The organism is Kitasatospora sp. NPDC015120, from assembly GCF_043080305.1.
Taxonomy (GTDB): domain Bacteria; phylum Actinomycetota; class Actinomycetes; order Streptomycetales; family Streptomycetaceae; genus Kitasatospora.
This window is the reverse complement of record NZ_JBIBVJ010000014.1, coordinates 46,275-62,298: the sequence shown is the minus strand read 5'-3', so window position 1 is coordinate 62,298 and position 16,024 is coordinate 46,275. Positions and strand designations below refer to the sequence as shown.

18 protein-coding genes are annotated in these 16,024 nt (G+C 74.8%); 11 read left to right on the top strand and 7 right to left on the bottom strand.

Annotated elements, in window-relative coordinates:
• Positions 1 to 50: 50 nt before the first annotated feature.
• Positions 51 to 1,097 (bottom strand): GNAT family N-acetyltransferase, encoded by a 1,047-nt coding sequence (locus ACF1AK_RS26605; protein WP_391501342.1) that lies wholly within the window; start codon positions 1,095 to 1,097, stop codon positions 51 to 53.
• Between the two features lie 130 nt (positions 1,098 to 1,227).
• Here ACF1AK_RS26605 and fdxA point away from each other — a divergent pair, with 130 nt between their 5' ends.
• Complete coding sequence (gene fdxA, locus ACF1AK_RS26600) at positions 1,228 to 1,554, top strand: ferredoxin (protein WP_030061559.1); 327 nt, start codon at positions 1,228 to 1,230, stop codon at positions 1,552 to 1,554.
• A gap of 20 nt (positions 1,555 to 1,574) precedes the next feature.
• Positions 1,575 to 2,738, top strand: coding sequence for a succinyldiaminopimelate transaminase (gene dapC, locus ACF1AK_RS26595; protein ID WP_391501341.1), 1,164 nt, complete (start codon positions 1,575 to 1,577; stop codon positions 2,736 to 2,738).
• A gap of 119 nt (positions 2,739 to 2,857) precedes the next feature.
• Here the strand turns inward: dapC and ACF1AK_RS26590 are convergent, their stop codons facing one another.
• Together ACF1AK_RS26590 and ACF1AK_RS26585 are read right to left on the bottom strand one after the other, a co-directional pair.
• Entirely contained in the window at positions 2,858 to 3,646 is a 789-nt protein-coding gene (locus ACF1AK_RS26590) for a hypothetical protein (protein WP_391501340.1), read from the bottom strand.
• A gap of 301 nt (positions 3,647 to 3,947) precedes the next feature.
• Entirely contained in the window at positions 3,948 to 4,976 is a 1,029-nt protein-coding gene (locus tag ACF1AK_RS26585; protein ID WP_391501339.1) for a hypothetical protein, read from the bottom strand.
• A gap of 136 nt (positions 4,977 to 5,112) precedes the next feature.
• On the opposite strand from ACF1AK_RS26585, the gene dapE reads away from it, so the two are divergent.
• Entirely contained in the window at positions 5,113 to 6,186 is a 1,074-nt protein-coding gene (gene dapE, locus ACF1AK_RS26580; protein WP_391501338.1) for a succinyl-diaminopimelate desuccinylase, read from the top strand.
• Between the two features lie 100 nt (positions 6,187 to 6,286).
• Positions 6,287 to 7,096 (top strand): TIGR00730 family Rossman fold protein, encoded by an 810-nt coding sequence (locus ACF1AK_RS26575; RefSeq protein WP_391501337.1) that lies wholly within the window; start codon positions 6,287 to 6,289, stop codon positions 7,094 to 7,096.
• 16 nt (positions 7,097 to 7,112) lie between these two features.
• Here the strand turns inward: ACF1AK_RS26575 and folP are convergent, their stop codons facing one another.
• Positions 7,113 to 7,925, bottom strand: coding sequence for a dihydropteroate synthase (gene folP / locus ACF1AK_RS26570; protein WP_391501458.1), 813 nt, complete (start codon positions 7,923 to 7,925; stop codon positions 7,113 to 7,115).
• A gap of 156 nt (positions 7,926 to 8,081) precedes the next feature.
• Here folP and ACF1AK_RS26565 point away from each other — a divergent pair, with 156 nt between their 5' ends.
• Both ACF1AK_RS26565 and ACF1AK_RS26560 read left to right on the top strand, forming a co-directional pair.
• Positions 8,082 to 8,534 (top strand): DivIVA domain-containing protein, encoded by a 453-nt coding sequence (locus tag ACF1AK_RS26565; protein WP_391501336.1) that lies wholly within the window; start codon positions 8,082 to 8,084, stop codon positions 8,532 to 8,534.
• Entirely contained in the window at positions 8,531 to 9,118 is a 588-nt protein-coding gene (locus tag ACF1AK_RS26560) for a DNA-3-methyladenine glycosylase I (protein ID WP_391501335.1), read from the top strand. The genes ACF1AK_RS26565 and ACF1AK_RS26560 overlap by 4 nt, the downstream gene beginning before the upstream one ends.
• Positions 9,119 to 9,172: 54 nt before the next feature.
• Here ACF1AK_RS26560 and ACF1AK_RS26555 read toward each other — a convergent pair whose 3' ends face one another.
• Positions 9,173 to 9,973, bottom strand: a complete 801-nt coding sequence (locus tag ACF1AK_RS26555; protein ID WP_391501333.1) for an enoyl-CoA hydratase-related protein — start codon at positions 9,971 to 9,973, stop codon at positions 9,173 to 9,175.
• Between the two features lie 298 nt (positions 9,974 to 10,271).
• Between ACF1AK_RS26555 and ACF1AK_RS26550 the strand changes: the two genes are divergently transcribed.
• The gene (locus ACF1AK_RS26550) at positions 10,272 to 10,439 is read left to right on the top strand and encodes a DUF3117 domain-containing protein (protein ID WP_014137929.1); all 168 of its coding nucleotides are present in this window, start codon (positions 10,272 to 10,274) and stop codon (positions 10,437 to 10,439) included.
• Positions 10,440 to 10,559: 120 nt separating this feature from the next.
• Here the strand turns inward: ACF1AK_RS26550 and ACF1AK_RS26545 are convergent, their stop codons facing one another.
• The gene (locus tag ACF1AK_RS26545) at positions 10,560 to 11,192 is read right to left on the bottom strand and encodes an O-methyltransferase (protein WP_391501457.1); all 633 of its coding nucleotides are present in this window, start codon (positions 11,190 to 11,192) and stop codon (positions 10,560 to 10,562) included.
• A gap of 331 nt (positions 11,193 to 11,523) precedes the next feature.
• On the opposite strand from ACF1AK_RS26545, the gene sigE reads away from it, so the two are divergent.
• The 4 genes from sigE (at position 11,524) to ACF1AK_RS26525 (ending at position 14,734) form a co-directional block, all read left to right on the top strand.
• Positions 11,524 to 12,267 carry an RNA polymerase sigma factor SigE gene (sigE, locus tag ACF1AK_RS26540; protein ID WP_391501456.1) on the top strand — a complete coding sequence of 248 codons (744 nt, stop codon included), beginning with the start codon at positions 11,524 to 11,526 and terminating at the stop codon, positions 12,265 to 12,267.
• On the top strand, positions 12,264 to 13,262 hold the full coding sequence (locus ACF1AK_RS26535; protein ID WP_391501332.1) for a zf-HC2 domain-containing protein: 999 nt from the start codon (positions 12,264 to 12,266) through the stop codon (positions 13,260 to 13,262). Before sigE ends, ACF1AK_RS26535 begins: the two co-directional genes overlap by 4 nt.
• 139 nt (positions 13,263 to 13,401) lie before the next feature.
• Positions 13,402 to 13,848 carry a sec-independent translocase gene (locus tag ACF1AK_RS26530; RefSeq protein ID WP_391501331.1) on the top strand — a complete coding sequence of 149 codons (447 nt, stop codon included), beginning with the start codon at positions 13,402 to 13,404 and terminating at the stop codon, positions 13,846 to 13,848.
• A 211-nt stretch (positions 13,849 to 14,059) separates the two neighbouring features.
• Entirely contained in the window at positions 14,060 to 14,734 is a 675-nt protein-coding gene (locus tag ACF1AK_RS26525) for a hypothetical protein (protein WP_391501330.1), read from the top strand.
• 75 nt (positions 14,735 to 14,809) lie between these two features.
• Here the strand turns inward: ACF1AK_RS26525 and ACF1AK_RS26520 are convergent, their stop codons facing one another.
• Complete coding sequence (locus tag ACF1AK_RS26520; RefSeq protein ID WP_391501329.1) at positions 14,810 to 15,970, bottom strand: Mrp/NBP35 family ATP-binding protein; 1,161 nt, start codon at positions 15,968 to 15,970, stop codon at positions 14,810 to 14,812.
• Between the last annotated feature and the right edge of the window lie 54 nt (positions 15,971 to 16,024).

The window sequence follows — 16,024 nt, the reverse complement described above, 5'->3', positions numbered from 1 at the left end:
CGGGCGGACGGTCGGGCGGTCCCTGGGCGGTCGGGCGGGTGCGGGGCGTCCTACCCCTGCGGCAGGAGCGCGTAGTGGTAAGTGTGACTGGTCGTGAAGCCCAATCCGTCATAGAGCGCGATCGCCCCGTCGTTGTCCGCCTCCACTTGCAGGTAGGCGCCGCTCGCGCCCTCCTCGGCGGCCCGGGCGGCGAGCACCGCCATCACCGCCGTGGCCAGGCCGCGGCGGCGGGCCCGGGGCGCCACCTCGACGGCGGCGAAGCCGGCCCACGGCCCGTCGACGACGCAGCGCCCGATGGCCAGGACGGGCGGGGCGGTCCCGCTCCCGGCCGCGTGGCCGGGGGTGTCGTGGACGGTCGCGAACCAGACCGAGGGTCCGCCGTGGAGCACCGCGCGGGCGGCCTCCTCCGCCGCCGGGTCACCGGTCACCCGCCGGTACAGCGACATCCAGCCGGGGGAGGCGGCCCGGGCGAGGCGCACCCGGTCCAGGCCGGCCCGGTCCGCGGGCCTGCTCAGCGCTGCCAGGGGGGCCACCCGGACCAGGGTGGGCGCGTACCGCGCGCCCAGCGCGTCCAGCTCGGCGCGCAGCTCCTCCGGCGAGCCGGGGGTGGTGACCTCCACCCAGGCGGGCAGCCCGCGTGCCGCGTACCACCCGCGCACGGTGGTGAGCGCCTCGCGGAGGGGCACACCGGGGTCGCCGAGCGCCTGCACGGAGTTGGCGCGCCGGGTGAAGCCGGCCGAGGCGCGCAGCGTCCACCCGCCCAGCGGCTCCTGCTCGACGGCGGGCCAGCCGCGGGCGGCGGTCCGCTGGAGCGCGGCCGGAGCGGCCTGCGGCAGCGGCGCCCGCCGGGCCGGGAAGAGCGGCACGGCCTTGCCCGCGACCAGCAGCTTCTCGTCGAAGGAGACCGGACCGCCGCTGCGGGGCACCACCGTGAGCCCGGCGTCGTCCCAGGATGCGAGCACGCCGATCACATCGCGGAACACTGGCCGGTTGTCGCCGGTGAACCCGGAGAGCCGCCGGACACTGACCCTGCGGCCCACGTCAGAGCGATCTATCCGGACCTCCGGACGGTCGTGAACCGGCCCTTCGGCGGCCATCTGGGCACCTCCTGTGCATTTGCGGTCTCCGACCCGCGATACTAGGGGCGGGCATCGACGACGCCGCGCTCACCCGCGCACGCGAGAAAACAGAATGGGCCGCCGAGCCCTTCCGAGGAGGAACGACAGCGTGACCTACGTCATCGCGCAGCCTTGTGTCGACGTCAAGGACAAGGCGTGCATCGAAGAGTGCCCGGTTGACTGCATCTACGAGGGCGAGCGATCGCTCTACATCCACCCGGATGAGTGTGTCGACTGTGGCGCTTGTGAGCCGGTCTGCCCGGTCGAGGCGATCTTCTACGAGGACGACACGCCGGAGGAGTGGAAGGACTACTACAAGGCGAACGTCGAGTTCTTCGACGACCTCGGCTCGCCCGGCGGTGCCTCGAAGCTCGGCCTGATCGAGCGCGACCACCCGTTCATCGCCGCTCTGCCGCCGCAGAACGCCGACCACTGACGACTGGTGGCAACTGAGCTGTGAGTACCAAGAACAGCACGCACGCGCCGTTCCCGGGCCACCCGGGGGCGGCGCGCCGCGTTTCGGACCTGCTGCCGGTGTTCCCCTGGGACAAGCTGGAGCCGTACAAGGCGACCGCGCTGGCCCACCCCGGCGGGCTCTGCGACTTCTCCGTCGGCACCCCGGTCGACCCGGTGCCCGAGGTGATCCAGAAGGCGCTCGCCGCGGCCTCCGACACCCCGGGCTACCCGACCGTCCGGGGGCCGCTGGAGCTGCGCGAGGCGATCGCCGGCTGGCTGCGCCGCCGCCTCGGCGCGGAGATCGGCCCGCAGGCGGTCCTGCCGACCGTCGGCTCCAAGGAACTGGTGGCCTGGTTGCCGACCCAGCTCGGCCTCGGCCCCGGCGACCAGGTCGCCTACCCGCGCCTGGCCTACCCGACCTACGAGGTGGGCGCGCGGCTGTGCGGGGCCGAGCCGGTCGAGTACGACTCGGTGGACGAGCTGGACGGCTCCCGGGTGCGCCTGCTGTGGGTCAATTCGCCGTCCAACCCGACCGGGCGGGTGCTCGGCGCGGGGGAGCTGCGGCGCGCGGTCGAGTGGGCGCGTGAGCACCGGGCGCTGCTGGTCAGCGACGAGTGCTACCTGGAGCTCGGCTGGGAGGCCGAGCCGGTCTCCGTGCTGCACCCCGAGGTGTGCGGCGGGGGCGGCCACGAGGGCCTGCTCGCGGTGCACTCGCTGTCCAAGCGCTCCAACCTGGCCGGCTACCGGGCCTCCTTCGTGGCGGGCGACCCGGTGGTGGTCGGGGAGCTGCTGGAGGTGCGCAAGCACGGCGGCATGATCGTGCCGGCTCCGGTGCAGGCGGCGACCGCCGCCGCGCTCGGGGACGACGCGCACGTGACCGAGCAGCGGGAGCGCTACGCGGCCCGGCGGGCGGCGCTGCGGGGGGCCCTGGAGGCCTACGGCTTCCGGATCGAGCACTCCGAGGCCAGCCTCTACCTGTGGGCGACCCAGGACCGGCCGTGCTGGGAGACGGTGGCCGAACTGGCCGGGCTGGGCATCCTGGTGGCGCCCGGCGACTTCTACGGTCCGGCGGGCGGGCGGTTCGTGCGGGTCGCGTTCACCGCGACCGACGAGCGGGTCGCCGCCGCCGTGGAGCGGCTGCGGGCGGCGGGCGCCGCGCGCTAGCGGGGCGGTGGCCGCGCGGTCGGCGCGGCCGGCGCGGGAACGCACGAGGGGCCGGCGTCCGGGATCGCGGACGCCGGCCCCTCGCCGTCGCGCGGGCGGTGGGCCCGGCCGACGCGGGCTCAGCCGATCGGCAGGCCGTTGAGGGAACCGCCGTTGAGGCCGCCCAGCAGGCCGCTGATCGGGCCGAGCGCGCCGGTCAGGCCGGACAGGCCGCTCAGCGGGCTGTTCGGGCCGAGGTCGGCACCGCCGAGGCGGTTGGCCGAGCCGTGCTCGGCGAGGCCGAGCAGGTCGGCGGCGGGCAGGCCGGAGGGCAGCGCCCGGGTGACGGTGCCGATCGGCAGCGCGTCGGTGACGGCGGTGGTGCTGGGGACGGCCTGGGCGACCCCGCTGCCGCCCGGCACCGCGCCGGTCAGGGTGCTCCCGGTCTCGGCGAGGTTGCCGACCGGGCTGAGGCCGGCCTGGGCGCTGCGCTGCGGGGTGGCGCTCTTGCCGGTGACGGCCTCGCCGAGCTTGCCGGCCAGCGCCCGGGCGACCTTCGGGGTGATGGTGGAGAGCTCACCGGTGGTGGCGGCGGTCTGGTCGATCGGCGCGGTCAGCGAGCCGGCCTTCTCGTTCGCCTCGGGGAGCTGCTGGGCGATGATGCTGCCGGTCGCGTCGGTGGTGGCGGGCACGCCCGCGGCGACGGTCGCGGCGCCGGTGGTGCCGGCGGCCTGGCCCAGCTGGTGGGTGGTGTGCTGCAGGGTGGACCCCGCGTCGGTGTTGGTGAGCTGGCCCAGCGGGGCGGCCAGGTCGCCCTTCGGAAGCAGGGCGTCGGCGGCGGACGCGGAGCCGGCCGCGACCAGCGGGGTCGCGCCGGCCGCCACGAGCAGTGCGGCCTGGGCGATCCGGCGCGTGAGGGGGTGAGACATGGGGCTCCTCGGAGGGTCTGGGTCCGTCCCGTCCGCCGGGCGGACGGGATTGTTACCGCTTGAGAAGCCAGAAGGTTTCGGGCCGTGCAAGGAAAACGCCGGTCCGACGATCGGACGGTCGGACTGTGAGGGGGCCGGTCCGGGCCCCGGGCGGGGGGCGTGCGCCCAGGACGGCCCAAGGGGAGTGACGGTTCTGCGCCCCGCCGGCCCCGGCGGGCGGGCCGTCCACCCGGATTGACGCGAATCACCCGGGCGGCGGCAACCCGGACACCAGTGCGTCAACCGCCCGGGAGCGGCGCCCTCAGCCCTTGGCGGGGGCGGCCAGCGAGACGAGCACCAGCTTGGCCGACGTCCCGGTCGGCTGCGGCTTCCAGCCGTCCTCGGACTTGGCCTGCCGCCAGATCTTCCCGTCGTACGCGACCGTCTCGATGCCCAGCTTCTGGGCCTGCGTCACCGCCCAGTGCGCCACCGCCCAGCCGTTCTGCCGCTCGGCGTCCGGGCCGGAGTCGGTGGAGGCGGTCGGGTCCGGGGTCAGCGAGACGGCGTTCTCCGCGCCCTTGATCGTGGACGCGTAGCCCGTGGCCGGGGTCACCGTCCGGCCGAACTCCCGGCGCACCCGGTCGCTCAGCACCTGGGCCCGGTCGGGGGCGGCCGGTGCGGCGGCGCCCGCGGTGGCCCCGGCCTGGGCGGCCGGCGCGGCGCTCTGCGCGTCGGTGTCCGGCTCGGCGAAGTCGTGCACCACGCAGTTCAGCGAGGCCGCCTCGCGGCCGGTCAGCGCGGAGGCCAGCAGGGTGGCCTTGGTCTCGTGCTTGGCGTAGGCCTGCGGGTAGCCGCTCTTCTGCACCTGCTGGGCCGCGTCGGTCAGCGGCAGCCGGGTGTAGCCGGGCACCTTGACCAGGCCGTCCAGGAACTTGTTGGTCGCGTAGACCGGGTCCATGATCTGCTGCACGGTGCCCCAGCCCTGCGAGGGGCGCTGCTGGAACAGGCCCACCGAGTCGCGGTCGCCGCCGGACAGGTTGCGGATCTTGGACTCCTGCATCGCGGTGGCCAGCGAGATGGTCACCGCCCGGTCCGGCAGGCCGCGGGCGTGCGCGACGGCGGCGATGGTCGCCGCGTTGGCCGCCTGCGGGACCTCCAGCGTGCCCTCGCCGGCCGGCGTCCGCACCGAGCAGCCCTCGGGGGTCAGCAGCTTGTTGTCGCGCAGCCAGAACAGCGCCACCGCGACCACGGCCAGCACCAGCAGCCCGACCAGCACCACCCGCAGCGGCCGCCGGCGCCGCCGCGGCGCCGCACCCTCGCCACCGTCGCCGCCGCCCTCTCGCCTCGCCACCGCCGCCCCTCTCCGCCGAGCACGTCCGAACCGACACCGTACCCACTCGGACGGATGTGCGGTGACGGATGGTTGCCGTCGCCGTGTCACGGAGTCGCTCCGGAGCGCCCTGCCCGGCGGACTAGGCTGAGCAACCATGAGCAGCCCGAAGACGCCCCTGGACCTCACCCTCGACGGCGGCGCGCTGACCGCCCAGCTGGTCGACTTCCCCTCCGTCAGCGGCGACGAGCAGGCACTCGCCGACGCGATCGAGGCGGCCCTGCGCGCCCACCCGCACCTGACCGTCGACCGGTACGGCAACAACGTGGTCGCCCGCACGCACCTGGGCCGCGCCGAGCGGGTCGTGCTCGCCGGCCACATCGACACCGTGCCGATCGCCGACAACGTGCCCTCCCGGGTCGAGGGCGACCTGCTCCACGGCTGCGGCACCTCGGACATGAAGTCCGGCGTCGCCGTCCAGCTCCGGCTCGCCGCCACCCTGCCCGAGCCCAACCGGGACCTCACCTTCGTCTTCTACGACTGCGAGGAGGTGGAGGCCAGCCGCAACGGCCTCGGCCACCTCGCCCAGGCCCACCCCGACTGGCTGGCCGCCGACTTCGCGGTGCTCATGGAGCCCAGCGGCGCGGTCGTCGAGGGCGGCTGCCAGGGCACCCTGCGCGCACAGGTCCGGCTCGGCGGCGTCCGCGCCCACTCGGCCCGCAGCTGGCTCGGCGACAACGCCATCCACAAGGCGGGCGAGGTGCTGCGCCGGCTCTCCGAGTACCGGGCGCGGCTGGTCGAGATCGACGGGCTGGAGTACCACGAGGGCCTCAACGCGGTGCGCATCGACGGCGGCGTGGCCGGCAACGTCATCCCCGACGAGTGCGTGGTGACGGTCAACTTCCGCTTCGCCCCGGACCGCGACGAGGCGGACGCCGAGAAGCACGTGCGCGAGGTCTTCGACGGCTTCGAGGTCACCGTGACCGACTTCGCCCCGGGGGCGCTGCCCGGCCTGAACCAGCCGGCCGCGCGGGCGTTCCTCGAAGCGACCGGCGGCACCGCCCGCGCCAAGTTCGGCTGGACGGACGTGGCCCGGTTCAGCGCGCTCGGCGTCCCGGCGGTCAACTACGGCCCCGGCGACCCGAACATGGCGCACAAGCGGGACGAGCACTGCTCGCTGAGCGCCATCGCCGCGACCGAGGAGCGGCTGCGCGCCTGGCTGACCGCCTGAGGCGGCCCGGCCGGCCGGCGGCCGAAGGCCACCTTCCGGTTGCCCAACCGACCTTCCACCGTTGCCTGAAAACGGGGAGGGGCGGGCGTAGGGTTTCGTCATGACAGGCACTGGAGACGAAAAGCACTACGGTCACGGCCCCGAGCAGGTGGGCGAGCCGCGCCCGACGAAGGCGTGGCCCGAGAAGCAGAAGGGCCCGGTGCTGGTGCGCCGGGACCAGGTCGGCGAGAGCACCACGGACCAGCGCCTGCTGGACACCACCGGTCCCACCGACTGGCTGCACACCGACCCCTGGCGGGTGCTGCGGATCACCTCCGAGTTCGTCGAGGGCTTCGGCGCGCTGGCCGAACTCCCGCCCGCGGTGAGCGTCTTCGGCTCCGCCCGGACCCCGGTCGACTCGCCCGAGTACGCGGCGGGCGTGGCGATCGGCCGGGCGCTGGCCGAGGCCGGCTACGCGGTGATCACCGGCGGCGGTCCGGGCGCGATGGAGGCGGCCAACCGCGGCGCCTCGGACGCCGGCGGGCTCAGCGTCGGGCTCGGCATCGAGCTGCCCTTCGAGCAGGGGCTCAACGAGTTCGTCGACCTCGGCCTGAACTTCCGCTACTTCTTCGTCCGCAAGACGATGTTCGTGAAGTACGCGCAGGGCTTCGTCGTGCTGCCCGGCGGGCTGGGCACGCTGGACGAGCTGTTCGAGGCGCTCACCCTGGTGCAGACGAAGAAGGTCACCCGCTTCCCGGTGATCCTCTTCGGCAGCGCCTACTGGGGCGGGCTGGTCGACTGGCTGCGGAACACCCTGGTCGCGCAGGGCAAGGCGGCCCCGCACGACCTGGAGCTGTTCCACGTCACCGACGAGATCGACGAGGTCATGAAGATCCTCGCCGAGGCCCGCCGCCCGGCGACCGAGATCTGAGGCCTCGCCGCCAGGATCACGCCAGGCCCCGGCGGGCGACCGCCGGGGGGCGGGTGCCGCGGATCGAGGCGACCATGTCGAGCACCTGCCGGGTCTCCGCCACCTGGTGCGCCCGGTACACCCGGGCGCCCAGCCAGGCGGAGACCGCCGTGGTCGCCAGGGTGCCGAGCAGCCGCTCGTCCACCGGCCGGTCGAGCGTCTCGCCGACGAAGTCCTTGTTGGACAGCGACACCAGCACCGGGAACCCGGTCGCGGTCATCTCCGGCAGCCGCCGGGTCGCCTCCAGCGAGTGCCGGGTGTTCTTCCCGAAGTCGTGCCCCGGGTCGATGACCACCGCGTCCCGCCGCACGCCCAGCTCCACCGCGCGCTCCGCCAGCCCGACGGTCACCCGCAGGATGTCCGCCATCACGTCCTCGTAGCCGGCCCGGTGCGGGCGGGTGCGCGGCTCGGCGCCGCCCGCGTGGGTGCAGACCAGCCCGGCGTCGTACCGGGCGGCGACCTCGGCCAGCCGCAGGTCCACCCCGCCCCAGGCGTCGTTCAGCAGGTCCGCACCCGCCTCGCAGACCGCCTCGCCGACCTCGTGCCGCCAGGTGTCCACGCTGATCACGGCCTCCGGGTGGCGCTTGCGCAGCTCCGCCACGAACGGCACGGTGCGCCGCAGCTCCTCCTCGACGGTCACCTCGTCGCCCGGGCCGGCCTTCACCCCGCCGATGTCCAGGATCGCGGCGCCCTCGGCCATCGCGCGGTCGGCCGCGGCGAACGCGGCCTCGTCCGCGAAGGTCGCGCCCCTGTCGAAGAAGGAGTCGGGTGTGCGATTGACGATCGCCATGATCACCAGCTCGTCGTCGCCGAATTCCCGTGGTCCCAGGCGCAGTGCCACCGATGTCTCCTCCACAGCTGCTGCGGGTGCGATGATGGCCCCCGGCCCATCGGGACCATGATCCCACTCCAGTCGGGGCCGGCCGGAAAATCGGGAGGACCGCTCGTGTTCTGGGTGATCGTGGTGGCGATGGCCGTGGTGGTCGGCGGCGCCGCGCTGGTGGCGCTGGGCGGCGGGGGTTCGCTGCCGGAGGCCGTGCAGGACCGTATCTCCGCCCGGTTGCCGCAGGACCGTCCGCTGGGCCAGGGCGATGTCGAGGCACTGCGGCTGCCGATGGCCGTGCGCGGCTACCGGATGGACGAGGTGGACGACGTCCTCGACCGGCTGGGCGCCGAACTCGCCCACCGGGACGCCCGGATCGCCGAACTGGAGGCGCTGGCCGTGGTGCGCGGCGCCGTCGAGGCCGGCGACGGCCCGCAGCCCGGCGCCGAACCGCTGCCCGGCCTGGAGGAGTTCGCCCGGGTCGTCGAGCCCGCGGTCGCCCTCACCAAGGCCCCCGCAGCGCCGTCCTCCCCGGCGCAGGGGCCCGAGGACGCGAAGCCCGAGGGGGCGCGGTGAGCGCCGAACCCGGTGGTGCCGTCCTCGGCGCGGACGGGCTGCGCCGCTGCGGCTGGGGCGACTCGGCGGACGACTACCGCGTCTACCACGACACCGAGTGGGGCCGCCCGGTGCGCGGCGACGACGCGCTGTTCGAGCGGGTCTGCCTGGAGGCCTTCCAGTCCGGCCTGTCCTGGATCACCATCCTGCGCCGCCGCGAGGGCTTCCGGGCGGCCTTCGCCGGCTTCGAGATCGCCGCGGTGGCCGAGTTCGGCGAGGCCGACGTCGAGCGGCTGCTCGCCGACACCGGCATCATCCGCAACCGGGCCAAGATCGAGGCGGCGATCGCCAACGCGAAGGTCGCCCGCGACCTCGACGGCGGACTGGACGCGCTGATCTGGCAGTTCGCCGGGGACCCGGACCGGCCGGCGCCCCGCACGCTCGGCGAGGTGCCGGCCGTCACGCCCGAGTCGACGGCGCTGGCCAGGACCCTGAAGAAGGCCGGCTTCCGGTTCGTCGGCCCGACCACCGCGTACGCGCTGATGCAGGCCTGCGGACTGGTCGACGACCACCTCGCCGACTGCCACGCCCGGGTGGCGCGCTGAGCGGGCGGCGGGTGCGGCGGGGCCCGGCGGGCCGGCCGGTCCGGGGGAGGCCGGCTACCGCCCCAGGTACGCCGGCTTCTCCTTGGCGATGAAGGCGCGGACCGCGATCCGGTGGTCCTCGCTCTCGCCGGCCAGCGTCTGCAGCTCGTCCTCCTTGTCGAGCAGCTCGCTCAGCGAGTGCGAGGCGCCGTACGCCAGCGACTCCTTGATCGCGCCGTAGGCCACCGTCGGGCCCTCGGCCAGCTCCTTGGCGAACACCCGCGCGGTGGCCGCCAGTTCGGCGGCCGGCACGACCTTGGTGGCCAGGCCCAGCTCCATCGCCTCGGCCGCCTTCACGGTGCGCGGGAGCATCAGCAGCTCGGTCGCCCGGGCGTGCCCGACCAGCCGCGGCAGCGTCCAGGAGGCGCCGGAGTCGGCGGTCAGCGCGATCCCGGCGAACGCCGTGTTGAAGCCGGCGGTGTCCGAGAGGATCCGGAAGTCGCAGGCGAAGGCCAGCGAGGCGCCCGCGCCGGCCGCCACCCCGCCGACCGCCGCCACCGTCGGCTTGCGCATCCCGGCCAGCGCCCGCAGCAGCGGGTTGTAGTGCTCGGCGACGGTCTTCAGCGCGCCCTCGCCGGTCTCCTCCGCCCGCTTCAGCAGGCCCAGGTGCTCCTTGAGGTCCTGGCCGACGCAGAACGCCCGGTCGCCCGCGCCGGTCAGCAGCACCGCCCGCACCGCCGGGTCCCCGGCGGCGGCGGTCACGGTGTCCCGCAGCGCCACCTTCGTCGCCACGTCCAGCGCGTTCATCGCCTCGGGGCGGTTGACGGTGATGACGGCCAGGCCGCCGTCCAGCTCGTACAGCACGGAATCGGACATGGGCGAGGGCTCCCTCGGTCGTGATCGGCTCTGATCGTCGCTGCCAGGATGCCGGAGCGCCCGGTCACCTGGGGAGTGTGAGGTATCGCACCTTTCGGCGGCGTCCGGACCGCCGCCGCGCCGGGGCTTATGCCGGAAATTGACCGGGATTGCGGTGGTCCGGACGAGGTTGCACCGAGAGTGATGTTGGTCATCAGGCCGTGGCATGCGGGATAATGGCTTCCGATCAATGCGTTCGATACCGGCGGTGGACGGACTGCCGGTGCGTAGCTGAGCGGTTGCAGGAAGGGGAACGAGCATGGCGGCCATGAAGCCGCGGACGGGTGACGGCCCGCTCGAAGTCACCAAAGAGGGGCGGGGCATCATCATGCGCGTTCCGCTCGAAGGCGGCGGACGCCTCGTGGTGGAGCTCACGCCTGACGAGGCCGACGCCCTCGGCGAGGCCCTGAAGAAGGCCTGCGGCTGACCGCAGCAGGTGCTCGCCATCTCCTGGAGATGTGCTGCCGGGCCCGGGTCCGACCGTCGTGTCGGCCCGGGCCCCGTACTTTGTCCGGGCCGCCCGGCACGTTCCCGCCGGCCCCGGCCCTCAGCGCTTCACGGCGCAGAGCAGCCCGTCCGAGACCGGTAGCAGCGCGGGCAGCAGCGCCTCGCTCTCCCGGACGGCCTGGACCAGGTCCCGCACCGACTGCGTCTGCGGGTCCTGCAGATCCGGCTCGGCCAGCCGGCCCTCCTGGAACACGCCCTCGAAGCAGACCATCCCGCCCGGCCGCAGCAGCCGCAGCGACTCCGCCAGGTACTCCCGGGACTCCGCCGGGTCACCGTCGCAGAACACCAGGTCGTACTGGCCGTCCGCGAGCCGCGGCAGCACCTCCAGCGCGCGGCCCGGTATGAACCGCGACCGGTTGGCCGCGAACCCGGCCGCCTGGTACGCCTCCTTCGCCAGCTGCTGGCGCACCGGCTCGGAGTCGACGGTGGTGAGCACCCCGTCCGGCCGCATCCCGCGCAGCAGGTACACCCCGGAGACGCCCGTCCCGGTGCCGATCTCGGCCACCGCCTTGGCATCCAGCGCGGCGGCCAGCAGCCGCAGGCAGGCGCCGCCGCTGGGCCCGATCGCCCTGATCCCGGTGCGCGCGGACTGCGCCCGGGCGTAGGTCAGCACCGCGTCCTCGCCGACGTAGGTGTCGGCGAGGGCCGCGCGCGCGGGCCCGAACTCGCTGATGGCTGCCTCTTTCGGAGCCCCGGGTGACGGCCCGGCGCCGAGCGGATGTCGATATTTCCTGCCACAGATTACTGTCCGGACGGGAACCGCGTACGGCGGCGGGCCGTTGGTGGAGCAGGGACCGGGGGAACGGGGCCTCCCGGAGACCCTCCGGGCCCGGAATCCGGGCCGGGTGGTCCCGGACACTTCTTATCCGGGCTTGACGGGCGAGGTGGATATGGTGGTGGCCCTGCTGGGCAGAAGAGCCGACCGAGGAGGTGTGGCCGAGGGCGACGTCCCCGTGCGGCGGCACCCCCGCGGCACCGCGTCGACCCGTACGCCGAAGCCCGTGATGAACCAGCCTGCGCACTCCACCCTGGACCAGCCGGCCCCCGCGCCCGGGGCGCGCGCCGCCGGCACTGCCGAGGCCCCCGCCCTCGCGAGCTTCGCCGAGGGCCCCGACGCGCAGACCTGGACTCCGCCCACCTGGGAGGAGATCGTCGAGGCCCACAGCGCCCGCGTCTACCGTCTCGCCTACCGCCTGACGGGCAACCAGCACGACGCCGAGGACCTCACCCAGGAGGTCTTCGTCCGGGTGTTCCGCTCGCTGTCCACCTACACCCCCGGCACGTTCGAGGGCTGGCTGCACCGGATCACCACCAACCTCTTCCTGGACATGGTCCGCCGCCGCCAGCGCATCCGCTTCGACGCGCTCGGCGAGGACGCGGCCGAGCGCCTCGCCTCCCGCGAGCCGAGCCCGGCCCAGCACTTCAGCGACACCCACTTCGACGCCGACGTCCAGCACGCGCTGGACACCCTGGCGCCCGAGTTCCGCGCCGCCGTCGTCCTCTGCGACATCGAGGGCCTCTCCTACGAGGAGATCGCGGCCACGCTCGGCGTCAAGCTCGGCACCGTCCGCAGCCGCATCCACCGCGGCCGCTCGCACCTGCGCGCCGCGCTCAAGCACCGCGCCCCCGGCTCGGCCCCCGGCCGCGAGCGCCGCGGCGGCGGGGCCGAGGAGCAGCCGGTGCCGGTCGGCGCCGCCGCCGGCGGGGCCGCGGTCGCGCCCGGCGGGCGCGGACGGAGGCGATCGTGAGCGGAACCGGCCGATCGGGGCCGGGCCACCCGGAGACGCCCGGCCGCACCGCCGCCCGCCGGGGCGGCTGGCCCGCACTGGGCCGACGGGGCCAGGACGGCCCGCACGGCGACGGCGCGCCGCACCCGGCGCCCGCGGGCGAGCCGGCGCTGCGGGCCGTCGCCGTGCGGGCCGTCGAGCCGGCCGCCGAGGAGCACCACCTCGGGGAGCGGCTGTCCGCCTTCCTCGACGGCGAACTCGGCCATGACTCGCGCGACCGCGTGCAGGCCCATCTGGCGACCTGTCCGCAGTGTCTCGCCGAGGCCGACGAGGGCCGCGCCGTCAAACACCTGCTGACCCGCACCGGCACGCCCGGCCCGTCCTCCGGGCTGATGGCCCGGCTGATGGCCGTCGGCGCGCTCCCGGAGGACGAACAGCCGCCGCGCGGCGACCGCTCCCACCGGGACGACGACGACCTGCCCGGCGGCGGCGTCACGGCCGCCGGCACGCTCGGCGGCAGCCGGCTGGACGGCGGCTCGTTCGGCCGCGGCGCCGGGGCCTCCTTCGGCGCGGGCGCGCTCGGCGCCGACGCTCCGGTGCCCGGCGTCGACCCCCGCGCGTTCGGCCGCGGCTCGGTGCTGCGCCCGCTGATCGGACGGCGCTCGCCGCGCCCCGACGCCCCCGTCCAGCCGCTGGCGGCGGCCGCCGCCCCGGTGGTCCGGCCGGCCCCGGCGCGCGGACGGCGCTTCGTCTTCGCCGCGGCCGGCGCCTTCTCGGTCGCCGCGGTGACGCTCGGCGGCGTCGGCACCATCGCCGGCCCGGGCGACGACCAGCACGGCACCACGGTCAGCCCGGCGGGCGGCGGACGGGGCGGAATGGTCCCGATGAACGCCCAGGTGCCGGCGGCGGACGTGCCGCTGCGCCCGGTGGCGGTCACCCGGGGCACGCCGCCGTACGAGCTTCCCGAGCGTTCGCCGAGCTCCGGCGTCGCCGGTCTGCACCACGAGAACAGGTAGGCCCCGGGAGGCACTCGCGGCCCTGATCATCGGCGGGTCTTCACCACGGCTTCATCACATCGGGGGTCATGGACCCGTCGGCGGCCATTACGCTGTGAGGAGCGTCTGTCCGATCCGATCGCGAGCTTAGGGAGCTTTGGTGTTCAGCGACGTGGGCACACTGGAGATCCTGACCCTGGTCATCATGGCCATCGTGATCTTCGGTCCGGACAAGCTGCCGAAGCTGATCCAGGACACCATGGGCTTCATCCGGAAGATCCGGTCCTTCGCGGACACCGCGAAGGAGGACATCCGCAGCGAGCTGGGTCCGGAGTTCAAGGACTTCGAGTTCGAGGACCTCAACCCGAAGACCTTCGTGCGCAAGCAGCTGATGGGCGGCGACGAGGACCCGCTGGGCCTCAAGGAGATGCGGGACACCCTCGACATCCGCTCGGTGCTGGACGACAAGCCGGCCACCCCGGTGAACGGCACCGGCCGCACGGGCAGCGTCTCCTTCGACAAGTCCGCCGCCGCCCCGGCCCCCGCCGCGGCCGGCGCCCCGCTCGCCCCCGGCGAGCGCCCCCCGTTCGACCCCGACGCGACGTAGCCGGCCCGCCTCCGGGGCGAGGAATCAGGGCGGCGACCCGACGGTCGGGCGGGGCTGCGGCGCAGGCGCCGCTATTGTGCTGATTGTTCCCGCTGTGCCGTCTGTCACTTTCCGGTCCCGCCCGGGCCGGAGACGGTCGGCAGGGACGCCGTGGTGGGCCACGATGGGAGCGCGCCACGGCAGGCAAACGTCGTTTGAGGAGGCCCCGGGGATGGACGCGACGAGTCAGGCGGTCGGGACGGCCACGGCCGGCGGACCCGTGGTCGGCGGACAGGCCGGCCCGGCGGACCCGCTGGTGCCGTACCTGTCCGCGGACTTCGCCTGGTACGGCCTGGACGAGGGCTGGAGCGGCCGCCGCTTCCTGCTGCCGAGCGGCTTCGGCGGCCCGCGGGCGGGCGCCCACGGCACCGTCGACTACGGCAGCCTCGGCCACGGCGAGGAGCCGGCCCGCCAGTTCGAGCCGCGCGACGTGCGGAAGTTCGCCGTCGTCGTCACCGTCGCCCGCCGGGAGAGCCGCCGCAGCGCCGACAACACCGGCACCCTGGAGGCGACGTCCGCCTCCTCCGCCGCCTGGCTGGCGGGCTCCGGCCTGCTCGCCGCCACCTGGCCGGCCCAGCTGGACCGCGCGCGGCGCCAGGACTGGCTGGACCAGCAGTCCACGCTCGCCTGGGACCTCGCCGACGACCTGGAGGGCCCCGGCTGGTCCACCCTCAGCCTCCCGGTGAACGGCCTGCCGCAGCCGTTCCGCTACCGCGAGTCCGAGTACGGCTGGGTGCTCGCCGGCGAGGCCCCCGGCGTCCTGCTCGGCGCCTACGGCCGCGGCGTCAGCGCCTACGGCGCCGGCTTCACCGCCGTCCCCGACCTGATCGCCTACACCCGCCCGTAGGACGCCTCCGGAACGCCCGCGGGGGCCCGCCGGAGGTGATCCGGCGGGCCCCCGCGGGCGTCGGCTGGTGCCGCGTCAGAACTTGTTCTTCGGGGTGAGGCCGAGGGAGAGGCCGGACAGGCCGCGCCGGCGGCCGCCGAGCTTGCCGGCGACGGCGCGCAGGGCGGTGCCGGCCGGGGAGTCGGGGGCGGCCAGGACGACCGGGCGGCCGTCGTCGCCGCCCTCGCGCAGGCGGACGTCGATCGGGATCGAGCCGAGCACCGGGACGGTGGCGCCGACGGTGCGGGTGAGCGCGTCCGCGACGGTCTGGCCGCCGCCGGTGCCGAAGACGTCGATCATCTCGTCGCAGTGCGGGCACGGCATGCCGGACATGTTCTCGATCACGCCGACGATCTTCTGGTGGGTCTGCACCGCGATGGTGCCGGCCCGCTCGGCGACCTCGGCGGCGGCCATCTGCGGCGTGGTGACGATGAGGATCTCGGCGTTGGGGACCAGCTGGGCCACCGAGATGGCGATGTCGCCGGTGCCGGGCGGCAGGTCCAGCAGCAGGACGTCCAGGTCACCCCAGTACACATCGGCGAGGAACTGCTGCAGCGCGCGGTGCAGCATCGGGCCGCGCCAGACCACCGGGGTGTTGCCCGGGGTGAACATGCCGATCGAGATGACCTTCACACCGTTCGCCTGCGGCGGCATGATCATGTCCTGGACCTGGGTGGGCCGGCCGTCGACGCCCAGCATGCGCGGCACGCTGTGGCCGTAGATGTCGGCGTCCACCACGGCGACCTTCAGGCCGTCCGCGGCCATCGCGGCCGCCAGGTTGACGGTCACCGAGGACTTGCCGACGCCGCCCTTGCCGGAGGCGACCGCGTAGACGCGGGTCAGCGTGCCGGGCTTGGCGAACGGGATCTCCCGCTCGGGGGCGCCGCCGCGCAGCAGCTGCGAGAGCTCCTTGCGCTGCTCGTCGCTCATCACGTCGAGCTCGACCTCGATGCCGGTCACGCCGGGGACGCGGCCGACGGCCTCGCGGACCCGGGTGACGATGGTGTCGCGCATCGGGCAGCCCGAGACGGTCAGGTAGACCGCGACCCGCACGGCGCCGCCCTCGCCGATCTCGACCGATTTCACCATGCCGATCTCGGTGATCGGGCGGTTGATCTCCGGGTCGTTGACGGTCGCCAGCGCCTGGCGCACGGACTCCTCCGTGGCGCCGGTCGCGACCTCTGTCTCGTTGGCCATGCCTTGATGGTACGGCGCCGCGCGGGGTGCAGAACCGGTCGGTAGCGTGCTGCG